This is a genomic window from Pedobacter sp. P26 (assembly GCF_050632135.1).
Taxonomy (GTDB): domain Bacteria; phylum Bacteroidota; class Bacteroidia; order Sphingobacteriales; family Sphingobacteriaceae; genus Pedobacter.
Window position 1 is genome coordinate 5,686,264 of sequence record NZ_CP192574.1, and the last position, 23,479, is coordinate 5,709,742.

The following is a 23,479-nucleotide window of genomic DNA, read 5'->3' on the forward strand; positions in this document are numbered from 1 at the left end:
CCAAGGGCTAAATTGGTTGGGCCTCCGGTAAGGAAAACCCCTCATAGCAGCAAGAACAGGAGTTATCTAAACCCGATAGTACGAATGCCGATTTTTCTATCGGCAGTAGGGATAGCGGGGCTGCAGTCCTCTATAAAGCACAGAAGGTATTCATTTCCAAAAAACCTTTTATCCATTTGGCGCGGGAAGTTATATGGCGCTAATTAAATTGTTTTCTGTAAAAATGATTTTAGGAGCGCAAGTACCGTGCAAGAAACATCGTTTATTCCTTTGCTATGCTTGTACGCTTCGGCCGTCGTACCTCCAAGCCTGCAGGATACCGCTCGCCAAGGGCTAAATTAGTTAGGGCTTCTGTCAACGAAAACTCTTCAAAGTGGCCATACCCGGAATAATTAAAATCCTAAATCTATTAATGATAAAGAGGATCCAAAAATTCATTCTTCAATCAATAAAATAGTATCTTAGAGTAGAACTAACGATCTAATTTCACGGCGCTTTAATTTAAAATCATTCATTCAATCTTCATATTCGTTAGTGACATTTGATCAATAAATCAGAAAAGAAAAATGTCCGGAAAACAAATATTTCAGACTGAAACTAAAAGGCGCTGGCACGCATTTACATGGGTAAGCCGTACGTTTTTTTTAGTCTTCATTGTCGCAATCATCTGCGTAGCCTACACACTGTCTTCAGTACAGTCGCCCAGTTTGCCTTTTATAAACACGAATGCACCATTAACACAAAAACAGTTAGAGAAGTTAAAAAAATCGCAACGGTATAAAGATTTCACTATAGAAAAATCTAAGCTGCAAAAGATCAAAAAAGATCGTGAACACCGCATTTTAACTCATCGTGGCAATAACAAGCGCATCAACATGGCCTTTTACGTAAGTTGGGCAGCAAGTAAAGAATCGTCAATATCAGATTTAAAACGCAACATCAGCCATTTGGATATGGTGGCTACAGAATCGTTCTTTTTAAATGGTGATTCAATTGTAGATAAGGCAGATACTGCGGCCTTAAAAGTAATACACGCTGGCAAAAAATCGGCTCTTGCAGTGGTTTCAAATTATAATAAAGACCATTGGGATGGTGCAGCAGTAAGAAGGTTATTAAATGATCAACCCGCTCAGCAAAAATTGATCTACGATCTGATAGCGATCACCAAAAAGTATGGTTATAGTGGAATCAACATAGATTTTGAAGAACTCAACCTTCAAAACAACGATAGCTTTAACGCTTTTATGAAGAATCTATATACTCAGTTTCACGCAAAAAAACTGATTGTTTCTCAGGATATTTCACCCGAAAATGACGATTATAAGCCAGAAATCCTTCAAAAATATAATGATTACCTCGTATTAATGGCTTATGATCAGCATACCGAACAAAGTAACGCAGGCGATATTTCCCATCAGGAATGGGTAGAAGAAAAGCTTGATGACATTTGCAATAAAGTTGATGCCAGCAAAGTAATCCTTGCCTTAGCTTGTTACGGTTATGATTGGCCAAAAAATAGCATTGGACAACCCGTTACTTACGAGCAGGCTATGACAATAGCGGTTAATTATAAAAGCAAAATAAACTACAATCCTGCTTCTGCCAATTTAAACTACACTTACAACGATGGCAGTGGAATTAAACATGAAGTTTACTTTACTGATGCGGCCACTTATTTTAACTTAATCCGCAAAGCGGATGACTGGGATATTGCTGGTATAGCCTTATGGCGTTTAGGCTCGGAAGATAAACGCTTATGGTCATTTATTTCTGATGATCTTAGCCTGGATACACTAAAGAAAAAGCCCTTCGATTTACGCAAAATTGCTTCGTTAAATATGGGCGGAATCTCCTATTTAGGTGATGGCGAAATACTGGATCTCATTTCCACTCCTACACCAGGCAGCGTAAAATTCACTTTAAATAAAGAAAATTTCTCCATTGCCGATCAAAAGTATACCAGACTTCCAGAACAATACGTAATTAAAAGGTTTGGAGAAGCCGACAAAAAAATTGCTTTAACTTTTGATGACGGCCCCGATCCTGTTTATACCCCACAGGTGTTGAATATTTTGAAACAGGAAAAAGTACCTGGCTGTTTCTTTGTGGTTGGCATTATGGCTGAAAAGAACATGGAATTGTTAAGGCAGGAATATAATGATGGTTACGAAATTGGAAACCATACCTTTTTTCATCCAGATATGTCTGCTATTGGCCCAAAGCGGGTAAAATTTGAACTGAATGCAACCCGTAGGTTAATTGAAGCCGTTACCGGACATAGCACAATCCTATTCCGTGCGCCATTTAATGCCGATGCCGAACCACAAAACATTTCTGAAATTTTACCCGTTGCACAAAGCCGCAAAGAGAATTACATCAATATCGGTGAATATATCGATCCCGAAGATTGGCAGCCGGGTAAAACTGCCGATCAGATTTTTAACGAGGTGGTAAAACAGCAAGACAACGGCAATATCCTTTTACTGCATGATGCCGGCGGAAACCGTGAAGCTACCGTTGCAGCCTTACCCCGCATTATAAAATTCTTTAAAGCAAAGGGCTATACTTTCACCACGGTAGGCGATTTAATGGGCAAAAAGAGATCAGAACTCATGCCTGCAGTAAAATCTACCGCAAACAGTGGCTTTTCAGGCTCTGGTGATTACTTTTTCATCAATTTCTTTTACTACGGAAACATGATTTTAAACATTATATTTTCTGTTGCAATTGTACTTGCGATCTTAAGGACCATATTTATCGCTTATTTAGCCATCAGACAGCGAAAAAGAGCAAAACGCAATGTGAGTAAATTAATACAGCATCCTGCAGAAAAGGTAAGCATTATCATTCCGGCTTACAATGAAGAAGTTACTGCAGTTCAAACCATTAATAGTCTTTTAAAAACCACCTACCCTGATTTTGAATTAATTTTTGTTGATGATGGTTCAAAAGATAAAACCTTTGATATCATTAATAAACACTTTGGCAATCACCCTTTGGTAAAGGTTTTCCGTAAAGAAAATGGAGGCAAGGCATCTGCATTAAATTATGGTATATCAAAAGCTGCTTCTGAATTTGTAGTCTGTATAGATGCCGATACGCAACTAAAAGAAGATGCGGTTACCGAACTGATGCGCTATTTCTATAACGATAAAATAGCAGCCGTAGCCGGAACTGTGAAAGTTGGAAATACCAACAACATCATTACTAAATGGCAATCGATCGAATACATCACAGCTCAAAATATGGATAGAAGAGCCTTCGATTTATTAAATACAATTACTGTTGTGCCTGGGGCAATAGGTGCCTTTAGAAAAAATGTGATTCTTGAAGTCGGTGGTTTTACTATTGATACCCTTGCTGAAGATTGTGATCTAACCATGCGCATTTTAAGGGCAGGTTACAAAGTTAAAAACTGTGATAGTGCAATTGCCTATACAGAAGCACCAGAGACAGTAAATATGCTGCTAAAACAACGTTTCCGCTGGAGTTTTGGGGTAATGCAAAGTTTTTGGAAAAACAGAAAAACATTGCTTAACAAGAAGTATAGCTATTTTGGAATGGTAGGGATGCCAAATATCCTGATCTATCAGATTATTTTGCCATTATTTTCTCCACTTGCCGATCTTTTTATGCTTATTTCTTTAATCAGCGGTCTCTTCTCTCTAAGCGCCATTAATAATTTAACGCTAACCGGATTTTCAGGAATTTTAAGTCTTCATAATGGTTTTGGCCAGGTACTCTTCTATTACATTATCTTCATCTTTGTTGATATGATCTTTGCTGCAATTGCTTTCCGGATGGAGAAAGAAAAGTACACCAATTTACTTTACATTTTCCCTCAGCGTTTTTTCTGGAGACAATTAATGTATGTTGTACTCTTCCGTTCTTTCAGGAAAGCAATAAAAGGCGAACTGGAAACCTGGGGTACAATAAAAAGAACAGGAAATGTTAAGGAGCAGATAGCCTAGTACAATCCGGTCCTTTAAAAGAAGTCAGGTTTTAATAGCCAATGTGTTATAAAAAACTTGACTTCCTTGGCTAACCATCTCATCCATAATAATAACATCATTATTAATGGAAAGATATTTAACCAAACTCCTGTACTCTCTAAAAACAGAAGTTTTTACTTTTCGATTAAGCAAACCGCATAAGAAACAACGCCCTCTTCTCTACCGATAAAGCCCATTTGCTCGTTGGTGGTTGCCTTTATTGAAATATCTTCGGTAGAAATTCCAATGGCATCAGCAATGTTTTGTTGCATGGCCGGAATATGTGGATTAATTTTTGGCGCTTCTAAACAAAGCATGGCATCAATATTCCCAATATGCCATCCTTTTTCAGCCAGTAATTTAACGGTTTCTTTCAGCAGGATTAAGCTACTAATGCCTTTCCATCTGTCATCTGTATTTTTAAAATGAAAACCGATATCACGTAAATTGGCGGCCCCTAAAAGTGCGTCGCAAATGGCATGAAGTAAAACATCAGCATCCGAATGTCCAAAAGCACCCTTGTGATGATCTAATGTAACACCACCAACAACAAAAGGATGCTGATCTTTTAATTGATGCACATCAAATCCGAAACCTACTCTAATTTTCATGTTTATTTGCTTTAATCTTTTTTATCTTTTGCTTTTACTTTCGCCAAAGTTAAACAATAGACCAAAACGTAAGGTATTTGCAAGTGGACTAGTCTGTGCATTTGCAATTAAATAAGAGAAATCGATATTAAATACGTTGTATTTTAGGCCAAGGCCCAAGGTAAAATAGCGACTATCGCCTTTCATTGGGCTCTGATAGTTGTAGCCTGCCCTAACCGCAAATTGTTGATTGTACCAATATTCAAGACCTGTTGAGATTCCAACTTCCTTGAGTTCTTCGCTAAAACCACCTGGTGCGTCACTAAATGAACCAAAAATTCCGGCGGGTACCGAACGGTTCGGATCTTTTCCGCTTACAATGTTATTGTTCGAATCGTATATAGGTTGAGTTGGTACCAGCAATTTGTTAAAATCAAGCGCAAAGGTTAAAGTGCTGAAATCGTCTACAGTAAATGTCGATGCACCTCCGATTTTAAAATTTGTAGGTAAAAGAAGTTCTCTCCCCCATCAGAATAGCTCATTTTTGTTCCGATATTGGAAATATTAGCACCAGCCGAAAGAATAGCCTGTTTACCAAATAATGTTGTGGTTGTTTTGTACAAACCTGAAACATCAACTGCTACTGCATTTCCACTGCGTACCTGTCCTGAAGATGAAAACTGACCGGAAGCTAAATTTGAATAAATATATCTTAATGACGTTCCCAGTGAAAACTCTTTACCAAAATTACGGGCAAAAGAAACATCAAAAGCCAATTCATTAGGATTGGAGATCCCAAGATCCTGTTGGTTAATGTCTGTAAGCTGGATGGAGCCTAGAGAAAAATACCTTAAAGATGCGCCAATGGTATTGCGGTCGTCCAATTTATAAAAACCACTTAAATAAGCAAGATTAATATCAGGCACAAGGCTTTTTAACCATGGGCTATATGACACTGAAAAACCATAAGGTTTGTCTAAAAAAGCAAGTTTAGAAGCATTAATACTGGCCGAATTTACATCTCCCGCAACAGCCACACCGGCATCGCCCATTGCGCCTGCACGGGCATCGGGTGTAATAAGCAGAAATGGAACTGCTGTTACAATGTTGTTTGCCTCGCTACCATTCGTTTGGGTATTGCCTATGGTTACCTGGGCATTTGTTTTACCAAACACCAAGGCCATTGAGAGTGCAGAAAAAGCAAGTTTACTGATGTACTTGAAATTCATCCTTTAAAGGTACGTAATTTTAGATCTTGGTATTTAGCAATAACTGGAGAATACATCAGTAACGTAAAACCAAAACTTATATTTCACCAAATTACGAATTCTATGATTATTTACTAATTAAACCTACGATTTTTACATATGGGTGTTACTGCAAAACTGTAAGGACAAAGTTATTAACCATTTAATAAAACAATTTAATCCATATTTTTCCAGATTTTATATCTTTATGTATTGATTTACCCGATTTAATCGTGACTAAGCAATACACCAAATGGATAATTTATTGATCATCATTATCAAAATATTAGTGTATTATACTAACTTCCCGATTATTATAACCTTAATCGAACCTCGTGTAAATAGGCTAATTTTCTCTCCAGTTTTACTCAAATTATAAAGTTGTAAATTTCACATGTAAACATATTTTATTTGCTACTAAAACAATCTACAATTTTAGTTTAAAAATTTTATCTCGCTTATTTATAATTATTTAGCAAGAATTTCGTTTAAAAGAAAAGCAGACGCCATATTAAAAAAATGATACGTTAAGGCTCAAAAATATAATCAATATTTTATTCTCATATTATTTATATATTCATTTATAATTGTTTAATTTTATGGCTTGAATCCCTACAAGGACGATATTCCACCATGTACTATATGAAAAAACTATTACTATATTCTTTTACTTGTTTATCATTAGCCGCCTTGCTTTCGGGTTGCAGTTCAAAAAGCGGGAGTTCTAGCAAAACAGGCATTCCTTATGCCGATAGGAAAAGCAAAAACAACCAGTCTGGTGCTTTTGCGGTGGCTACCCAATATAAAAGGGCACCAGGGCCTGGCTTAATTCCAATTGAAGGCGGAGTTTTAGTTGTGGGTGGTAGTGCTATCGAAGTACCGGGAGTTGAGCCAAGTATTTACAACTATAAAAGACAGGTTACCGTTCCATCATTTTATATGGATGAAACAGAAGTCTCAAATACCGATTGGCTGGAATATTTACACTGGATCAGATATAACTTCCCTGAAGACCGCGAATTTTATTACAATGAACTTCCTGATACATTGGTTTGGCGCCAGGCTTTATCATACAACGAACCTTATGTAGATAACTATTTAAGACACCCTGCTTACCGTGATTACCCTGTAGTAGGTGTTTCATGGGAGCAAGCTTCCCGCTATTGCGAATGGAGAACATCCAGGGCAAACGAGTTTATCTTACGCGAAAAAGGAATCTTAACTGATTATAGAACATTAGCTGGGAACGGAAGAGGGAATACTGCTACTATGGCAGCTACACCTAGGCCTGATAAGCCATATAACGATGCAGCATACCAAAACGGCCAATATAATGACATAGGTAAAAATGCACCTATTGATTATAATACCAAATCCGGCGCAGCAACATCAACTGCAGGAGGAACAACAGCAACAACCGGAGGCAGAAACAATCAACCTAGAAGAACTGCTACATTAGAAGATGGTGTAATCATGCAACCTTACCGTTTACCAACAGAAGCCGAATGGGAATATGCAGCTTTAGGTTTAATTGGTAACACCGAATATGAAAACATTAACCAGAATAAAATCTATCCCTGGAATGGTTTAGGCGTGAGTTCAGCCAAAAAGAAAACCAGAGGTATGATTCAGGCCAACTTTAAAAGAGCACCTGGAGATTACATGGGGGTTGGCGGTTCATTGAATGATAAGGGAGATTTAACTGTTCCGGTGATTCAGTACGCACCAAACGATTTTGGTTTATATAACATGGCCGGTAATGTTAATGAATGGGTTAACGATGTTTACAGAACAGCTACATTTACTGATGCTGATGCATTTAACCCTTATCGCGGTAACTATTTCACAAACAAGAAATTAGAAGACTCACAAAGTGGAAAAATTGCATTAGATAAATATGGTAATCCGATTAAGGAAAACGCTTATGCTGGAAGAAAACAAACCTGGGCTGAAAAACAGGCACAGGCGAAGCGTTCTGATTCGATTTCTAAATCAACTGATCCACAATCGCCAGTAGCATCTGGCACTTATCAAGCCGATCAAAGAGGGTATCGCGATAGACAAAACACTTTACTAAATGAAGAAGGTGTAACGCTTGTAAACGATAAATCCAGAGTTTATAAAGGTGGCTCCTGGAATGACATGGCTTATTGGTTAAACCCGGCAACACGTCGTTTTATGCAACAAGATGAATCATCTGCTGAAGTGGGTTTCCGTTGCGCAATGACCATGCTTGGTGCTCCAGAAATTAGTACCGCAGGCAAAAGAAGTTTTAAAAACCCTCCACAAAAGCCTTACCGGGTAAGTAGAGGTAAATAATAAAAAAGTCCCGACATGAAATCGGGACTTTTTTTGTGGTTTTATATTTTGTTAGATAATTTAAGTTTGAAGGATTCAAAGAAAAATCGTCACCTCGACTAAAACGCAGTGGAATGGAGAGATCTATCTAGAAAGATTTAGCTTCACTGAGCACTACGTGGTTCTCGACTGCGTTGCACTCCGCTCGAAATGACGACCCTATGGAATGGATAGACTCAGTGATTAGAAACAAAACCTTAATGTCCTCAACTCCTTAATGGTTAAAAAAGCAACTACCTAAACTGAACCAAAATCTGGCTCTTCTCTACTTTATCTCCCTGTTTAATCAATATCTTTTTAACCACCCCATCCGTTGATGATTTTAAAATATTTTCCATTTTCATCGCTTCCAGCACCAAAAGGTTATCGCCTTTCCTTACTTCAGCGTTTTCTTCAATTAAAACCTTTAATACCAAACCAGGCATAGGTGCTTTAATTTCTAAAATTTTATTCGCCGCTAAATTATCCAGACCAAGTTGTTTTAATAAAACATCAAACTGATCTTCGATATTGATCTGATAAATATTGCCATTTACTTTTATTTTACAGATTTTTTCAGCTCTATTTATTTCAACAAGTTCTGTACTAAAAGACCTGTTTTGGTATAACACATGCATATTGTTATGTCCAAGCGTACTTAGATCGAGTTGAACCTGCTCTCCATTTACTAAAAAAGCTGAATCCTTATTCTCAACCTCAAATAAAAACTGATCGTTTACCTTTATTTTATACATAGCTTATTGAGTTAAAGCATACTGAACTAAATTAGCGCCCATTTTAAGTGCTTTTGTCCTCGTTTCCTGAGTATCTTCAGGATAAGTACCAAAATCTTCCCAACCGTTGCCCAAATCGCACTCGTAGGTGTAATAACAAACTACTCTTCCCTTGTAAATCAAAGCAAATCCCTGCGGACGTTTATTATCATGCTCGTGGATTTTTGGCAAGCCTCCAGGAAACTTAAACTTCTGATTATAGATTGCGTGGTTCGCTGGCAATTCAACAAAACTAAGCTCTGGAAATACTTTTTTCATTTGTGGCCTGATAAATTTATCTAAACCATAGTTATCGTCTATATGAAGAAATCCTCCGCCGGTAAGGTATTGCCTTAAATTTTTAATTTCCTGATCACTAAAAACGACGTTTCCATGGCCAGTCATATAAATAAAGGGAAAATTGAAAATCTCTTTTGAGCCTACTTCTACTATGCTTTCGTCAGCATAAAAATTAGTCTTCAGATTGGCATTGCAGTATGCAATTAAATTAGGTAAAGCTGTTCTGTCTGCATACCAATCGCCACCACCGCTGTATTTTAATTTGGCCATGCGGTAAGTAGGTGGAATGAAAGCGAAAAGCATAAAGCTTAAAACCGAAAGACCAAAGGAGAAAAATAAAAGCCTCGCCTTTTTTGAAAACTGAAAACTGGGAATTGAAAACTTCAAGCTTCCTAACGGTTAAGGTAATTGATTTCAAAACAAACAGATAAAGCAGCAGTTTCTGTGCGTAATCTGTTATCACCTAAAGTTAATACTTTAAAACCTTTGTTCAAAGCTAAATTAACTTCATCCGGCGTGAAATCTCCTTCGGGACCAATAAGAACTAAATATTTTTGATATGGAGCTACAAGTTTGGAAATATATTGTTTTTCTCCGTTATCGATACAATGTGCAATTAATTTATTGCCTTCAAATGGTTCTTTTAAAAAAGCATCAAAAGCAATGGCGTCATTTAATTTGGGGTGATAAGCTTTAATGGACTGTTTTACGGCAGAAGTGATTACTTTATTAAGACGGTCTTCTTTAACCACCCTACGTTCCGATCGATCGGTAATTATTGGAGTAATCTCATCAATGCCCAATTCTGTAGCTTTTTCTAAAAACCATTCGATACGGTCGATATTTTTAGTCGGTGCAACAGCAATGTGTAAGTAATGATTTCTTTTATGAAACTCCGTTTCTATTTTTAAAATGGTTAAAGAAACCTTTTTTGGATTATCGGAAGTGATTTCAGCAGTGTAAAAGCCACCTTTACCATCAACTAAATTAACAATTGAGCCGGTAGTAAGCCGAAGCACCCTAACGCAATGTTTGCTCTCTTCTTCGTTTAGTGTGTAAGTATTTTGGGTTATATCTGGTGTATAAAAAATATGCATAGTTGAAATTAATGATTATCAACCATATCTGCTTTATTGATTACCAATTCTAATTTAATGGTTTCTATGTTCTGTTCTGTCTTTTTAAGGATGGTAAACAGGTAACCATAAGATTCGTTGCTTTCGCCTACCTCGGGAATACGTTCAAAAACATGAGAAACCAATCCTCCAACCGTATCAAAATCTTCATCCTCCGGCAAATCATGAGGCAGATGTTCATTCACATCATATACTGTAGCAAAAGCATTTACGATAAACTCATTATCAGAAACCTTTTCTACCAGTGGTTTTTCTTCATCGTATTCATCCTGTATTTCTCCTACAAGCTCTTCTACAATGTCTTCTAAGGTAACCATACCCGCTGTACCACCAAACTCATCTAATACAATGGCAATCTGTATGCGATTACTTTGCAGTTCGCTCATCAGATCATTAATCTTTTTAGTTTCGGTAACGAAATATGGTTTTCTGATGATATCATTTAATGTCCAATGCTGGTTGCCTGCAGCAACTAGTGGTAAAATGTCTTTAGCATGAATAATCCCTACAATTTTATCCATGATCTCATCATAAACAGGTAAACGCGAATAACCTTCCTTAATAATGGTATCAATTACTTCCTCTTTAGGAGAAGTAAGCTCAATACCGGAAATTTTGGTTCTCGGCACCATGATATTCTTAACCACGCGCTCGTTAAAATCGAATACGTTTTTAATCAGTTCATGTTCATTATTGTCTAGTGCACCACTTTCCTTTCCCTGATCAAGCAGATATTGTAACTCTTCAGTACTGTGGATAGATTCATGCCCAGCAGAGGTATCAATACCAAATGGCTTAAGAATAATGGCTGCAAGACTATTTAGTGTCCAGATAAATGGCTTAAACACTACATAGAATAATTGAAGTGGGATGGAAACGAAAAGCGTTGTAGCTACAGGTCTTTGGATAGCGAACGATTTCGGAGCAAGCTCACCAAATACAATGTGCATAATGGTAATGAGCGAAAAAGCAACGATTGTAGATGCAGTATGGATTGAAGCATCGCTTAACCCCCATTGTAAGCTATCAAAAAGATTTTTAAAGATGGTATGCATAACGCCTTCACCTACCCAGCCAAGGCCAAGAGATGCAAGCGTTATACCTAGCTGTGTGGCGGCCAAATATCCGTCAAGGTTGTGAATAATGCCTTTGGCCATTTTGCCAACACGGCTGCCTGTTTTTGCCTTAATCTCGATTTGTGATGCGCGAACCTTTACAATTGCAAACTCTGCAGCAACAAAAAAACCATTAAGCAACACCAAAAATAATGCAAAGAATAATCGCCAGCCAACGGAACCTGTATCAGGTTCTTGTAAAGCAGCCAAAACTACGTTTGTGGGCAGGATTGCACTTAACTCAAAATTTAAAAACAAACATACCGTGGGTAAATCCATTAAGCCAATTCTCTAAATGTTGTGTTATAAAGTTCTATGCTTTCTTTTATTACTTTATGCGCATAGCGAACACCAAGTAAATGTTCGATAGTTACATTTTTATCTTCTAATGCTTTATAATCCTGAAAGAAACGAACAATCTCTTTCATTTGGTGTGGAGGTAACTCATCTAAATCGTTGATATAGTTTACCGACATATCGTGAGCAGCTACAGCAATGATTTTATCATCCTGTTCTCCATTATCAACCATATGCATCACACCAACTACTTTAGCTTCAATCAATGTCATTGGATAAACATCTACTGAACAAAGTACCAAAATATCTAATGGATCTTTATCATCACAATAAGTTTGTGGAATAAAACCATAGTTTGCCGGATACATTACTGACGAAAAAAGAACCCTATCCAATTTAATCAGACCTGATTCTTTATCTATTTCGTATTTTGCTTTTGAACCTTTTGGAATTTCAATAATTGCATTTACAACCTCTGGAAGGTTTGAACCAGGAGATACGCTATGCCACGCGTGATGATCGTCTTTTGCCATTTTTAATTTAAATCTGTTTTATCCTCTTCAGGGCTACTCACTACTTTACCTTTTACAAAGGTAATTAATAATGGGATAGTTGTAATAAGGATAAAGCCAATAATAATATATAATAAATAATCGTTTATTTCTTTTTCAAATCTTCTGCCTAAAAAATAACCCAGCAAAGTTAAGGAACAGATCCAAAGTACTCCACCCAGGATATTATATAAAGCAAATTTTTTAAAGTCTAGTTTTACAACGCCTGCAAAAATCGGTGCAAAAGTTCTAACAATAGGTACAAATCTGCCCATTATTAATGCAAAGGCACCTTGTTTATGATAATACTCCTTTGCAGCTTTTAAATATCTCTTCTTAAAAAAGAAACTGTCTTTTCTGGTGTATAATACCGGGCCAGTTTTGCGCCCGAACCAATAGCCGGTAAAATTCCCGGAAATGGCCGCTACACATAAACCAGCTAAGAGAACCGCAATGTTCACATCAAGCTTGCCTGTTGCCACAAACATTCCCGCTAAAAACAATAAATAATCTCCGGGAAGAAAAAAACCAAAAAACAGGCCTGTTTCTGCATAGATAACAAATACGACTAGATAGAATCCGCCCTCCCTCAATAATTTTTCGGGGTCAAGTAGTTGATGCAGGTTATTCCAAAAATCGTGCATATTCAATTATTCGTAAAACTACAAATAATTATTAAACAACAGCATACCTATATCAGGTTTAAAATAATTGCAGGATAAATACCCAAAATAAGTGTGATTACTACTGATACCAACAATACAACTTTATATTGTAAAGGAGTAGAAAGCTCTGTTTCTGCTCCATCTTTAAACCAAATAGCCACAATTACTTTAAAATAATAATAAAAGCCTACCAGTGCGTTTAAAATAGCAAATGCAACCAGCAAAGTTTTATACTGGGTCATTACATTAAGGAACATCAGGTACTTTCCAATAAAACCCGCAGTTAATGGAATACCGGCTAAAGATAGCATGGCAATAGTAAGTGATAAAGCTACTAAAGGATTTTTCTTACCTAAACCATTAAAACTTTCGAAGCTATCGCTACCTGTTTTTTGTTTCACTAATATTAATACCGCAAAAGCGATAATTGATGCAAAGGTATAAGCCGCTGCATAAACCAACACATTGTTTCCAGAACTTTTGGTTAAAACAATTAATGAAAACAACAGGTAACCCGCGTGTGAGATACTGGAATAGGCCAGCATCCTTTTGAAGTTTTTTTGGAACAAGGCCGTTACGTTACCGATAAATAAGGTCAAACAAACGATAACCAATAGCGGGGCAACCCAAAAATCGTGAAGTGGGGCAAGTGAACCCGCAAATAATCTTAAAAAAGCAGCAAAACCAGCAGTTTTAACCACTGTACTCATAAAAGTAGTGATCAATGTTGGCGAACCTTCGTATACATCTGGTGTCCAGAAGTGAAAAGGCGCGGCACCAACTTTAAAGCAAAGACCAATCATCATCAAGATAACACCTGGATAAAATATCGGCGAAACCGAGGTGGTATGGTCAACCAGGTAAGCCTGGATCTTATCTAAATCGAATGAGCCTGTTGCACCATAAATCAAGGTAATACCGAACAACAAAAATCCTGTTGAAAAAGCACCCATTAAGAAATATTTTAAAGAAGCTTCATTAGAGGCAAAATCCTTTTTACGGATACCTGCCAAAATGTACAAACTCACCGACATGATTTCTAAGCCTACAAACAACATGGCCATATTTTTATACGACACCATCATGATCATTCCGGCAAGTGCGAAAAGAATGAGGGTATAATATTCAGCTATATTATCGCTTTTAGAATGGAAATAGTTCTGTGTTAATAAGAAGATTAAAAGTGTACCCACAATGCAAACACCTGAGAATGCGAGGGCAAAATTATCAGTCTGCATCATTCCGAAATGAACGGCATTGCCGTTCCATGCGCAGAAAGTAAATCCTAATGCAGTAAGTAAGCCAACAACGGTAAGTGGTAGTAATGCTTTATTTGCTTTAAACAAACCTGCATAAAGCACTATAAAAGCTGTTATACTAATGGTTATAATAATATTCATTGCTTAATTTACTGTGTTTAATTTTTGATTTACCTGTTCTAATAAATGTTGTACAGATGCCTCTGTTAAGTGCAAAATTGGTTTCGGATAAACTCCCAAAACAATAATTAATGCACATATAATATAAAGAACCAATTTTTCAGTTCCTTTAATATCAGTGAAAGTGATGGTTAAACTGTTGGTTTCGCCAAGCATTACATTCTGGTACATGCGCAACATATATACGGCACCAAAGATGATGGTTAAACCGGCGATTGCAGCTGCCCAGATGCCATAATTGTAAACACCCATCAGTAATAAAAATTCCCCAATAAATCCGTTTGTTCCCGGTAAAGCTACGGTACCTAAAACAATGATCAGAAAAGTAAGCGCCAGCTGTGGTGCTACTTTTGCTATCCCACCCAACTCTTCAATTTTATTGGTTTTAACACGAGAAAAGATGATATCTAAAACAAAAAATAAACCAACCACATTAATACCGTGGCTTAACATCTGTACCATCGCACCTTGCATACCTTGCTGGTTGAAAGCGAAGATACCAGCCGATATTAATCCAACGTGAGCGATGGATGAATAGGCGACTAAACGTTTAGCATCCTTTTGTGTAAAAGCAATCAGCGAAGCATAAACAATACCAATTATCGATAAAATAATAGCCACTTGGCCCCAATCGTGAATGCCTGCTGGTACAATTGGCAATAACCACCTGATGACACCATAAATACCCATTTTTAACATGATACCTGATAACAACATCGTTCCCTGTGCTGGCGCTGCTGTATAGGTATCGGGCTGCCAGGTGTGGAAAGGGAAAATCGGCATCTTAATGGCAAAAGCGATAAAGAAAGCCCAGAAAATCCATCCCTGTTGTGCACTATCTAAGTTTAAAGCATAAAATGCATGAATATCAAAATTGTGTGCCGGGTTTTGAAGATATAGATAGATAATACCCATCAACATAAATAGTGAACCTGCAATGGTGTACACAAAAAATTTCATATTGATGCGGATGCGGTCTTTCCCTCCCCAAACGGCACAAATAAAATAAATCGGGATTAATGCGGCTTCCCATCCAATATAAAACAGGAAAGCATCCAATGCTGTAAATACCAGTAATAAGCCACATTGCATGAACAAAATCAATGCATAAAATGCAGCAGGATTTTTATATTCATGGTTATAGCTCGATAAGATGATAACCGGTACCAGTAAGTTGGTAAGCAATACCACCAACAGGCTAATGCCATCAATGCCCGCATGGAAATTAATACCCAAATCAGCAATCCATGGCAGGTTAACCTCAAACTGGGTACTTGCATTTGGAATGAAATTACAGGCGATAACCAAAGCCAGCACCAAAGAAGCCACCGAAAATACGGTAGAAACGATTTTAGCCGACTTACCAGCAAGTGCAGTGATCATTGCACCTACAAGCGGAAGAAATATAAGTAGTAAAAGTTGTTCCATTATTTAATTTTGAACCCTTTTTATATGTAATAAAATGTATATGCAAGCAATGCGATGATACCAAATACCATCATAAATATATAGAAACCTACGTTTCCACTCTGTAACAAACGTACACCTTTACTGGCTTCGTTGGTGCTCCATCCTAATCCGTTCACAATTCCATCAATCAATTTATTATCGACAATCCTATAGAAGAATTTCGATAATGCATCCAAAGGTTTTGTGATGATGAAATCATAAATTTCATCAAGGTAGAATTTATGATATGATAATTTTGCCAATGGTGAACGCGGTGCTTCATCAGCAACAGGAACGCGTGCTCCCTTTACATACCTGGTGTAAGCATATAATAAAGCTATAACAGCCGCTGCTACCGAAACACCCATTAACGAATATTCAGTTGAGTGACTTAATTCCAACTCATGCTGTGCAACACCTGCTCCTGATAACCAATGTGCCAACCACTCGTTACCACCAAAAACGTGAGGCCAGTTGATTACTCCACCAATTGCTGCAAGAACAGCTAAAATGATTAAAGGGAAAGTCATCGCTGTAGGAGATTCGTGTACATGGCTTTCTTCATGGTGTGTTCCACGATATTTACCAGAGAAAGTTAAAAACATCATTCTGAACATGTAAAATGCGGTCAAGAATGCAGTCAATACCCCCACTCCCCATAAAATTGGACTAGCCTGGAAAGCATGTGCTAAAATTTCATCCTTAGAGAAGAAACCAGAGAACGGTGGTAAACCTGAAATAGCAATGGTCCCGATCAACATGGTTAAAAAAGTAACCGGAAGTCTTTTTCTCAATCCGCCCATCTGGCGCATATCTTGCTCATGATGCATGGCATGTATAACCGACCCTGCTCCCAGGAACAATAATGCTTTAAAGAATGCGTGAGTTAATACATGGAAAAATGAACCTGTATAAGCACCAACGCCAAGCCCTAAAAACATATATCCCAGTTGAGACACGGTGGAGTAAGCCAATACTTTTTTGATATCTGTTTGTGTTAAGGCAATAATTGCAGCTACTAAAGCAGTCGCTGCACCTACAATGGCAATAATGTGCTGGGTAAGTGGTGCCAAATCAAACAATACGCTAGAACGCGCAATCATATAAATACCAGCGGTAACCATGGTTGCTGCGTGGATTAAAGCTGAAACTGGTGTTGGTCCGGCCATCGCATCAGGTAACCAGGTAAACAATGGTAATTGTGCCGATTTACCGCAGGCACCGATAAACAATAAAATGGTGATTAAAACCAAAGTATCATTACCTGGCAACATATTAGCTGCCTGAGGGAAAACTTTAGCAAATTCTACACTGCCAAAAGTGTTGAAAATTAAGAATATACCTAATAAAAAACCTAAATCACCGATGCGGTTCATCACGAAAGCTTTTTTGCTGCCGATGCATAAGCATTATTGGTATACCAGAATCCGATTAACAGGTATGAGCATAAACCAACGCCTTCCCAACCGATAAACATCACGATATAGTTTGAACCCAATACCAATAAAAGCATGAAGAACACAAACAGATTTAGGTAAGCGAAAAACTTACCAAAACCAGCATCATCGTGCATATAGCTGGTAGAATACAGGTGGATCAGGAAACCGATCCCGGTAATGATCAAAAGCATGATTGAGCTTAAAGGATCAACCAGGAAAGATAAAGGAATGTGCAATGCACCTGCAGTAATCCAATCGAATAAAAATACTTCGTGAGCTTTTTGTGTATCGCCTTGTAAACTAAAGAAAATAACTACGCTGATGATAAAGGATGCCAGGATTACTCCGCTTCCAATGATGCCAACTAGTCCTTTAGATAAAGAGTTTCTGCCTAGTCCGTTAATTACAAATCCTAAAAAAGGAAGTAAAGGAACCAACCAAATCAATTGTTCTATTGTCATTCTTATTATATATTTACCACTTAAGGCGATTTAAAACATTAATATCTATCGATTTCGTATTGCGGTAAACCATTACGATAATAGCTAAACCAACTGCAACCTCTGCTGCTGCCAAAGCCATAATGAAGAATACGAAAACCTGTCCTGATGGATCGTTACTGTGAACCGAAAACGCAGTTAAAAGTAAGTTAACTGCATTAAGCATCAGCTCAACCGACATAAAGATTACGATGGCATTTCTGCGGGTAAGTACACCGATTACGCCGATAGAGAAAATAATGGCACTTAAATAGATGTAGTGATTTAGCGGAACGCCCTGAAGTTGTGATGTTAAATTTTCCATTATGCTTCTACCTCATCTCTTTTAGATAATAAAACGGCTCCAACCATTGCTGCCAACAGTAATAGAGATGATAATTCGAATGGTAATAAAAATGGGCCAAAAAGCTCCTTACCTAAATTTTCTACCAATCCCAATCCCGGGTTTTTCAAGATCAACGGGCTTGTAATACTAGCTGATTTTAAAGAACCGATTAAGGTTATCACCAAACAGCCTCCGGCAATTACGCCTACGATTTTGATCAATGGAGATTTACTTGGTTCGGTTTCTTTGTTCAGGTTAAGCAACATCAGTACAAAAAGGAAGAGTACCATTATTGCGCCCATGTAAACAATAAAGTTTACCACCGCTAAAAACTGTGCGTTTAACAACACATAGTGAACAGTGAAGGTAAAAAAGGTAAGGATTAAGTACAATACACTGTGGATCGGATTTTTTGCAAAAATCACCAGCAGCGAAAAGATGATACTTAATGTGGCTACGAAATAGAATACTTGTGTACTCATTAATTAATTGTTTATTTATTTGTTTTCTGTACCATCATTATCGTGGTACTGTTATCCCATTTTATTGGGGGTGCAATTTTATTATGCTTTCTTCATCCTGAATTTATTTCAGGATCTGGTTTGATAGATACTGAACGAGTTCAGCATGATGATTCTATCTAATTATTTTTTCATTTCCAATGGAGCCTCTACCAACTTGTCTTTCCCGTAAATGAAATCCTTACGTAAATAGTCAGCAGGTACAATCGGCCCATCTAAATAAATCGCCTCTTTAGGGCAAGCTTCTTCACATAATCCACAGAAAATGCAGCGTAACATATTGATTTCGTAAGTTGCTGCATATTTTTCTTCGCGATATAAATCTTTCTCTTCCGGCTTGCGCTCTGCAGCGATCATAGTAATGGCTTCAGCAGGACAAGATAAAGCACATAAACCACATGCAGTACAGCGTTCTTTACCATTCTCATCGCGTTTTAGCGAGTGCATCCCTCTGAAGTTGGTCGAGAATTCGCGTTCCACTTCAGGATATCTTATTGTAGCCTCTTTTTTAAATAAGTGACTGATGGTAATGCCCATACCCTTGGCAATTGCCGGCAGGTACATTCGCTCCATAAAGCTCAACGGCTTTTGTTCCAGTACTTTTTTCTTATTACTTAATGATTCCATAATTAAAACTTCTCAATAATAGCAATCACAACACCTGTTATTATAATATTGGCAATCGCCAAAGGTATTAAACCTTTCCAACCTAAATTCATCAATTGATCATAACGGAAACGAGGGATTGTCCAACGTACCCACATAAAGAAAAAGATGAACATTACAATTTTTCCGAAGAAAACAGCCGTACCAATAAGTGGAGCCCAGGTTGGACCTAAATGTGCAGCAACGTAATCCATTCCAGGATAGTTATAACCGCCCCAATATAAGGCTGCCATTACTGCCGATGATACGAACATGTTGATATATTCTGCAAAAAGGTAAAAACCTAATTTCATTGATGAATATTCGGTATGATAACCACCGATCAACTCGGTTTCACATTCAGGTAGGTCGAAAGGTGCACGGTTGGTTTCTGCAAAAGAGCAAACCATAAAGATTAAAAATCCAAGCGGCTGATACCAAACATTCCAGTTTAATCCATGCTGTTGACCAACAATTTCTTTTAAGCTTAAGGTATTTGTCATTAAAAGCAAAGCGATAATCGATAATCCCATTGCAATTTCATAACTGATGTTTTGCGAAGCTGCGCGGATAGCACTCAACAAAGAATATTTGTTATTTGAGGCCCACCCACCAATCATTACACCATAAACACCTAAAGATACCACACCGAAAATGTATAAAACACCAACATTGATATCTGAAACCTGTAAGGAAATAGTTTTGCCAGCGATTAAAACAGGGCTACCCCATGGAATAACGGCTGTACCGATACAGGCACAAAGCAAAGCTAAACCCGGACCGGCGATAAATAAAAACCTGCTTGATGTTGTCGGAATAATTTCCTCTTTCATAAACATTTTGATACCATCGGCCAAAGGCTGTAAAATACCAAAGGGACCAGCTCTATCCGGTCCTAAACGATCTTGTAAATACGCAGCAACCTTACGTTCTGCATAAGTAGAATACATGGCAATAACTAAACTGATGCCGAAAATTACAGCTACCAGGATAAATTTTTCTATAACAAAAGCGCTATCCATTAGTATTTAACTGTTTTATGTAATTCAATTTCATTTGCAGCCTGTAAAGCCTCATTTGGCTGAATTACGTGCAAAGGTTTTAATGTTTCGTAGTGGTTTGATGCAATTACCGAAGTATCATCAATATGAGTTGGGTGTTCGATCACCCAATCAGCAGTTGCTTTTTTATCAAAGCGGCAAGTATTACAGATAAACTCTTCTACTTCACCAAACTGGTCTTTACGGGCCGTAACACGTAAAACATCTGCTCCCTTGTACCAAAGGGTTACTTTACCATTGCATTTTTCGTGATCGCAATCCCGGTGTGCATCAACTGGTTTGGTAAACCAAACACGGTTTTTAAAACGGAAAGTTTTATCGGTTAAAGCCCCAACAGGACAAACATCAATTACGTTTCCTGAGAAATCGTTATCAACAGCTTGTTGGATATAAGTAGAAATTTCAGAATGATCGCCACGGTTTAGGATACCATGAACACGTTTATTAGTAATCTGATCTGCAGTAAAAACACAACGGTAACACAAGATACAACGGTTCATGTGCAACTGGATCTTATCGCCTATATCGATACGTTCAAAAGTACGGCGTTCAAACTCATAACGTGTTTTTTGCAAACCGTGTTCATAACCTAAATTCTGAAGATCACATTCACCTGCCTGATCACAAACAGGGCAGTCTAAGGGATGGTTAATCAACAAAATTTCCACAACTCCAGCACGTGCTTCCAAAACTTCTGGAGAAGTAATATTAAGCACTTCCATTCCGTCCATTACCGTTGTACGGCAAGAAGCCACCAACTTTGGCATAGGGCGAGGATCTTTTTCCGAACCTTTAGTCACCTTTACAATACAGGTACGGCATTTACCGCCACTGCCTTGCAACTTAGAATAATAGCACATTGCTGGCGGAACAATATCTCCTCCGATCTGCCTTGCAGCATTCAGAATGGTTGTTCCGTTATCAACCTCTACTGTTATCCCATCTATCGTAACCTTAACTTTTTCACTCATGGTTAATGATATTCTTTTTATTTCTTTATCTCGCCCTGGTTCGTGTCTCTACGAACCAATTTTATATTATTTCCCTTTCGGGATCTTATAACCAATTTCTTTTCTTGGCTTTTCTTTCTGTTCTAGTAACTCATCAAAATACCTGAATATGACTTCAATATTTTTATCTTGATTATCTACCTTCTTTTTTATTTTTTCTACTTCTAATCTTATTTCTGTATTGCTTAAAACCATCGTTCTAAGCTGTACAAAAACATCAATAATTTTAATACTTACTTCTACCGCCTGTTTACTTTTTAAAACGTTCGATAGTTGCAAAATACCATGCTCGCTAAATGCAAACGGAAGATACTTTGAGTGTTGTCCGTGTCTTAAGGTCGCAAATTGCGACCTTAAGACTTCATTTTCTTCTTTTGTTAATTCGAACATAAAATGTTCAGGGAACCTTTCTATGTTTCTTCGAACCTGTTCTTTTAATCGCTTAGTATCAACACCAAAGAGTTCTGCCAAATCAGAATCTAACATCACCTTAACTCCTCTAAAAAGATATATTTTATTAACTATTACTTCGTTGGGGATGATCGCTGGTGATATTTCTTCTTTCATTTACATATTCATTGCCTTAAGTTCCTTTTCTAAGATCGCAAATTGCGGCTTTAGAATTTTAGTATCACAAACCGTAATACCTAAATATTTATTTCTCTTCCGCTACCGGAGCTTTTTCAATCGGTGTTGCATAATTAGCAATACCGTAATTTTGACTCTGGCTTTTAACCGGTTCTTTAATGTGCCATTCAAATTCATCTCTGAAGTGACGGATTGCACTGGCTACCGGCCAGGCTGCTGCATCACCCAACGGACAAATGGTATTACCCTCAATTTTGCGTTGGATATCCCACAATAAATCAACATCTTCCATGCTGCCATGACCATGTTCGATTTTATGCAGCACTTTTTCCATCCACCCGGTACCCTCGCGACAAGGTGAACACTGTCCACAACTTTCGTGGTGATAAAAACGCGCAAAATTCCAGGTATTTCTAACAATACACTGATCTTCGTCAAAAGCAATAAAACCACCCGATCCCATCATGGTACCAGTAGCAAAGCCACCTTCTGATAATGATTCGTAACTCATTAAACGGGGCTCGCCATTAGCGTATTTTAAGGTTAAATTAGCAGGTAAAATAGGCACAGATGATCCACCTGCAACTGTTGCCTTTAAACGTTTACCATTAGCGATACCACCACAATATTCATCAGAATAGATAAATTCTTCTACCGGCAAACCCAATTCGATTTCGTAAACGCCTGGTTTTACTAGATTACCTGATGCGGATATTAATTTTGTACCTGTACTTCTACCGATGCCAATTTTTGCATATTCATCGCCACCATCATTGATAATCGGAACAACAGCAGCAATCGATTCAACATTGTTCACCACTGTAGGGCAACCATACAAACCAGCAATCGCCGGGAATGGTGGTTTAATACGTGGGTTACCCCTTTTACCTTCAAGTGATTCTAACAATGCGGTTTCTTCACCACATATATAAGCACCACCACCTGGCTGAACATATAATTCTAAATCGTAACCAGTACCTAAAATGTTTTTACCCAACCATCCGGCGGCTTTAGCTTCAGCAATGGCTTTTTCTAAAATACGGATCTGAGGCATCATTTCGCCACGTACGTAGATATAAGAAACCTTTGCACCTAAAGCGAAACTCGAAACAATCATTCCCTCAATTAAAGCATGGGGAATGTAAGTCATTAAATAACGGTCTTTAAAAGTCCCTGGCTCAGACTCATCAGCATTACACACCAAATAACGTGCAACACCCTCAGGTTTGGCCAAAAAACTCCATTTCATCCCCGTTGGGAAACCCGCACCTCCGCGACCGCGTAAGCCTGATTTTTTAACCTCTTCAACAATCTCTTCAGGTGTTAAAGTTTTCAGGGCTTTTTCCACAGCACGATACCCGCCTTTTTGGCGATAGACTTCAAGAGTATTGATGCCTGGTACGTTTATATGCTCTAGTAACAGTTTTCGAGACATTTTAATTAGTCTATAGTCCGTAGTCCACAGTCCTTAGTCTTAAGTCAAAACGACTCACGACTTA

At 37.8% G+C, this 23,479-nt stretch carries 20 protein-coding genes and 1 pseudogene; 2 read left to right on the forward strand and 19 right to left on the reverse strand.

The features are described from left to right. The first annotated feature begins 707 nt into the window (after window positions 1–707). Window positions 708–3,971, forward strand: a complete 3,264-nt coding sequence (locus ACQ86H_RS26440; protein WP_431293030.1) for a glycosyltransferase — start codon at window positions 708–710, stop codon at window positions 3,969–3,971. A 155-nt stretch (window positions 3,972–4,126) separates the two neighbouring features. Here the strand turns inward: ACQ86H_RS26440 and ispF are convergent, their stop codons facing one another. The 3 genes from ispF to porV are packed head-to-tail and all read right to left on the reverse strand — an operon-like array spanning window position 4,127 to window position 5,811. After that, window positions 4,127–4,603, reverse strand: coding sequence for a 2-C-methyl-D-erythritol 2,4-cyclodiphosphate synthase (gene ispF, locus ACQ86H_RS26445; protein WP_138819671.1), 477 nt, complete (start codon window positions 4,601–4,603; stop codon window positions 4,127–4,129). 21 nt (window positions 4,604–4,624) lie between these two features. Continuing rightward, window positions 4,625–5,074 carry a PorV/PorQ family protein gene (locus ACQ86H_RS26450; protein ID WP_431295482.1) on the reverse strand — a complete coding sequence of 150 codons (450 nt, stop codon included), beginning with the start codon at window positions 5,072–5,074 and terminating at the stop codon, window positions 4,625–4,627. Further along, window positions 5,047–5,811 (reverse strand): type IX secretion system outer membrane channel protein PorV, encoded by a 765-nt coding sequence (gene porV, locus ACQ86H_RS26455; protein WP_431293031.1) that lies wholly within the window; start codon window positions 5,809–5,811, stop codon window positions 5,047–5,049. The genes ACQ86H_RS26450 and porV overlap by 28 nt, the downstream gene beginning before the upstream one ends. A gap of 660 nt (window positions 5,812–6,471) precedes the next feature. Here porV and ACQ86H_RS26460 point away from each other — a divergent pair. Further along, window positions 6,472–8,148, forward strand: coding sequence for an SUMF1/EgtB/PvdO family nonheme iron enzyme (locus ACQ86H_RS26460; protein WP_138819669.1), 1,677 nt, complete (start codon window positions 6,472–6,474; stop codon window positions 8,146–8,148). Between the two features lie 272 nt (window positions 8,149–8,420). Here the strand turns inward: ACQ86H_RS26460 and ACQ86H_RS26465 are convergent, their stop codons facing one another. From ACQ86H_RS26465 to nuoF, 16 genes and pseudogenes are all read right to left on the reverse strand, one after another. Continuing rightward, complete coding sequence (locus ACQ86H_RS26465; RefSeq protein ID WP_138819668.1) at window positions 8,421–8,921, reverse strand: acetyl-CoA carboxylase biotin carboxyl carrier protein subunit; 501 nt, start codon at window positions 8,919–8,921, stop codon at window positions 8,421–8,423. A gap of 3 nt (window positions 8,922–8,924) precedes the next feature. Beyond that, the gene (locus ACQ86H_RS26470; protein ID WP_138820798.1) at window positions 8,925–9,542 is read right to left on the reverse strand and encodes a DUF4159 domain-containing protein; all 618 of its coding nucleotides are present in this window, start codon (window positions 9,540–9,542) and stop codon (window positions 8,925–8,927) included. 89 nt (window positions 9,543–9,631) lie between these two features. After that, window positions 9,632–10,336, reverse strand: coding sequence for a 16S rRNA (uracil(1498)-N(3))-methyltransferase (locus ACQ86H_RS26475; protein WP_431293032.1), 705 nt, complete (start codon window positions 10,334–10,336; stop codon window positions 9,632–9,634). Between the two features lie 8 nt (window positions 10,337–10,344). Further along, the gene (locus ACQ86H_RS26480; protein WP_138819666.1) at window positions 10,345–11,769 is read right to left on the reverse strand and encodes a hemolysin family protein; all 1,425 of its coding nucleotides are present in this window, start codon (window positions 11,767–11,769) and stop codon (window positions 10,345–10,347) included. Next, window positions 11,769–12,320, reverse strand: coding sequence for an inorganic diphosphatase (locus ACQ86H_RS26485; protein WP_055908779.1), 552 nt, complete (start codon window positions 12,318–12,320; stop codon window positions 11,769–11,771). The genes ACQ86H_RS26480 and ACQ86H_RS26485 overlap by 1 nt, the downstream gene beginning before the upstream one ends. Before the next feature lie 2 nt (window positions 12,321–12,322). After that, window positions 12,323–12,982 carry a DedA family protein gene (locus ACQ86H_RS26490; RefSeq protein WP_138819665.1) on the reverse strand — a complete coding sequence of 220 codons (660 nt, stop codon included), beginning with the start codon at window positions 12,980–12,982 and terminating at the stop codon, window positions 12,323–12,325. Between the two features lie 47 nt (window positions 12,983–13,029). Next, window positions 13,030–14,403: an NADH-quinone oxidoreductase subunit N gene (locus tag ACQ86H_RS26495; RefSeq protein WP_138819664.1), complete on the reverse strand. Its 1,374-nt coding sequence runs from the start codon at window positions 14,401–14,403 to the stop codon at window positions 13,030–13,032. Window positions 14,404–14,406: 3 nt separating this feature from the next. Continuing rightward, on the reverse strand, window positions 14,407–15,870 hold the full coding sequence (locus ACQ86H_RS26500) for a complex I subunit 4 family protein (RefSeq protein WP_138819663.1): 1,464 nt from the start codon (window positions 15,868–15,870) through the stop codon (window positions 14,407–14,409). 20 nt (window positions 15,871–15,890) lie between these two features. Then, window positions 15,891–17,791: pseudogene (gene nuoL, locus ACQ86H_RS26505) on the reverse strand (NADH-quinone oxidoreductase subunit L). A 13-nt stretch (window positions 17,792–17,804) separates the two neighbouring features. Then, the gene (nuoK, locus tag ACQ86H_RS26510) at window positions 17,805–18,134 is read right to left on the reverse strand and encodes an NADH-quinone oxidoreductase subunit NuoK (RefSeq protein WP_055908793.1); all 330 of its coding nucleotides are present in this window, start codon (window positions 18,132–18,134) and stop codon (window positions 17,805–17,807) included. Beyond that, window positions 18,134–18,637, reverse strand: a complete 504-nt coding sequence (locus ACQ86H_RS26515) for an NADH-quinone oxidoreductase subunit J family protein (RefSeq protein ID WP_138819662.1) — start codon at window positions 18,635–18,637, stop codon at window positions 18,134–18,136. Before ACQ86H_RS26515 ends, nuoK begins: the two co-directional genes overlap by 1 nt. A gap of 162 nt (window positions 18,638–18,799) precedes the next feature. Next, window positions 18,800–19,303, reverse strand: a complete 504-nt coding sequence (locus tag ACQ86H_RS26520) for a NuoI/complex I 23 kDa subunit family protein (RefSeq protein ID WP_025146332.1) — start codon at window positions 19,301–19,303, stop codon at window positions 18,800–18,802. Between the two features lie 2 nt (window positions 19,304–19,305). Beyond that, window positions 19,306–20,343, reverse strand: a complete 1,038-nt coding sequence (gene nuoH / locus ACQ86H_RS26525) for an NADH-quinone oxidoreductase subunit NuoH (RefSeq protein WP_138819661.1) — start codon at window positions 20,341–20,343, stop codon at window positions 19,306–19,308. Next, a complete protein-coding gene (locus ACQ86H_RS26530; RefSeq protein ID WP_025146330.1) occupies window positions 20,343–21,353 on the reverse strand; it encodes a 2Fe-2S iron-sulfur cluster-binding protein in 1,011 nt (336 codons plus the stop codon). The genes nuoH and ACQ86H_RS26530 overlap by 1 nt, the downstream gene beginning before the upstream one ends. A 66-nt stretch (window positions 21,354–21,419) precedes the next feature. Then, window positions 21,420–21,959, reverse strand: a complete 540-nt coding sequence (locus ACQ86H_RS26535) for an ORF6N domain-containing protein (protein WP_138819660.1) — start codon at window positions 21,957–21,959, stop codon at window positions 21,420–21,422. Between the two features lie 88 nt (window positions 21,960–22,047). Further along, on the reverse strand, window positions 22,048–23,415 hold the full coding sequence (nuoF, locus tag ACQ86H_RS26540; protein WP_138819659.1) for an NADH-quinone oxidoreductase subunit NuoF: 1,368 nt from the start codon (window positions 23,413–23,415) through the stop codon (window positions 22,048–22,050). Window positions 23,416–23,479 lie beyond the last annotated feature (64 nt).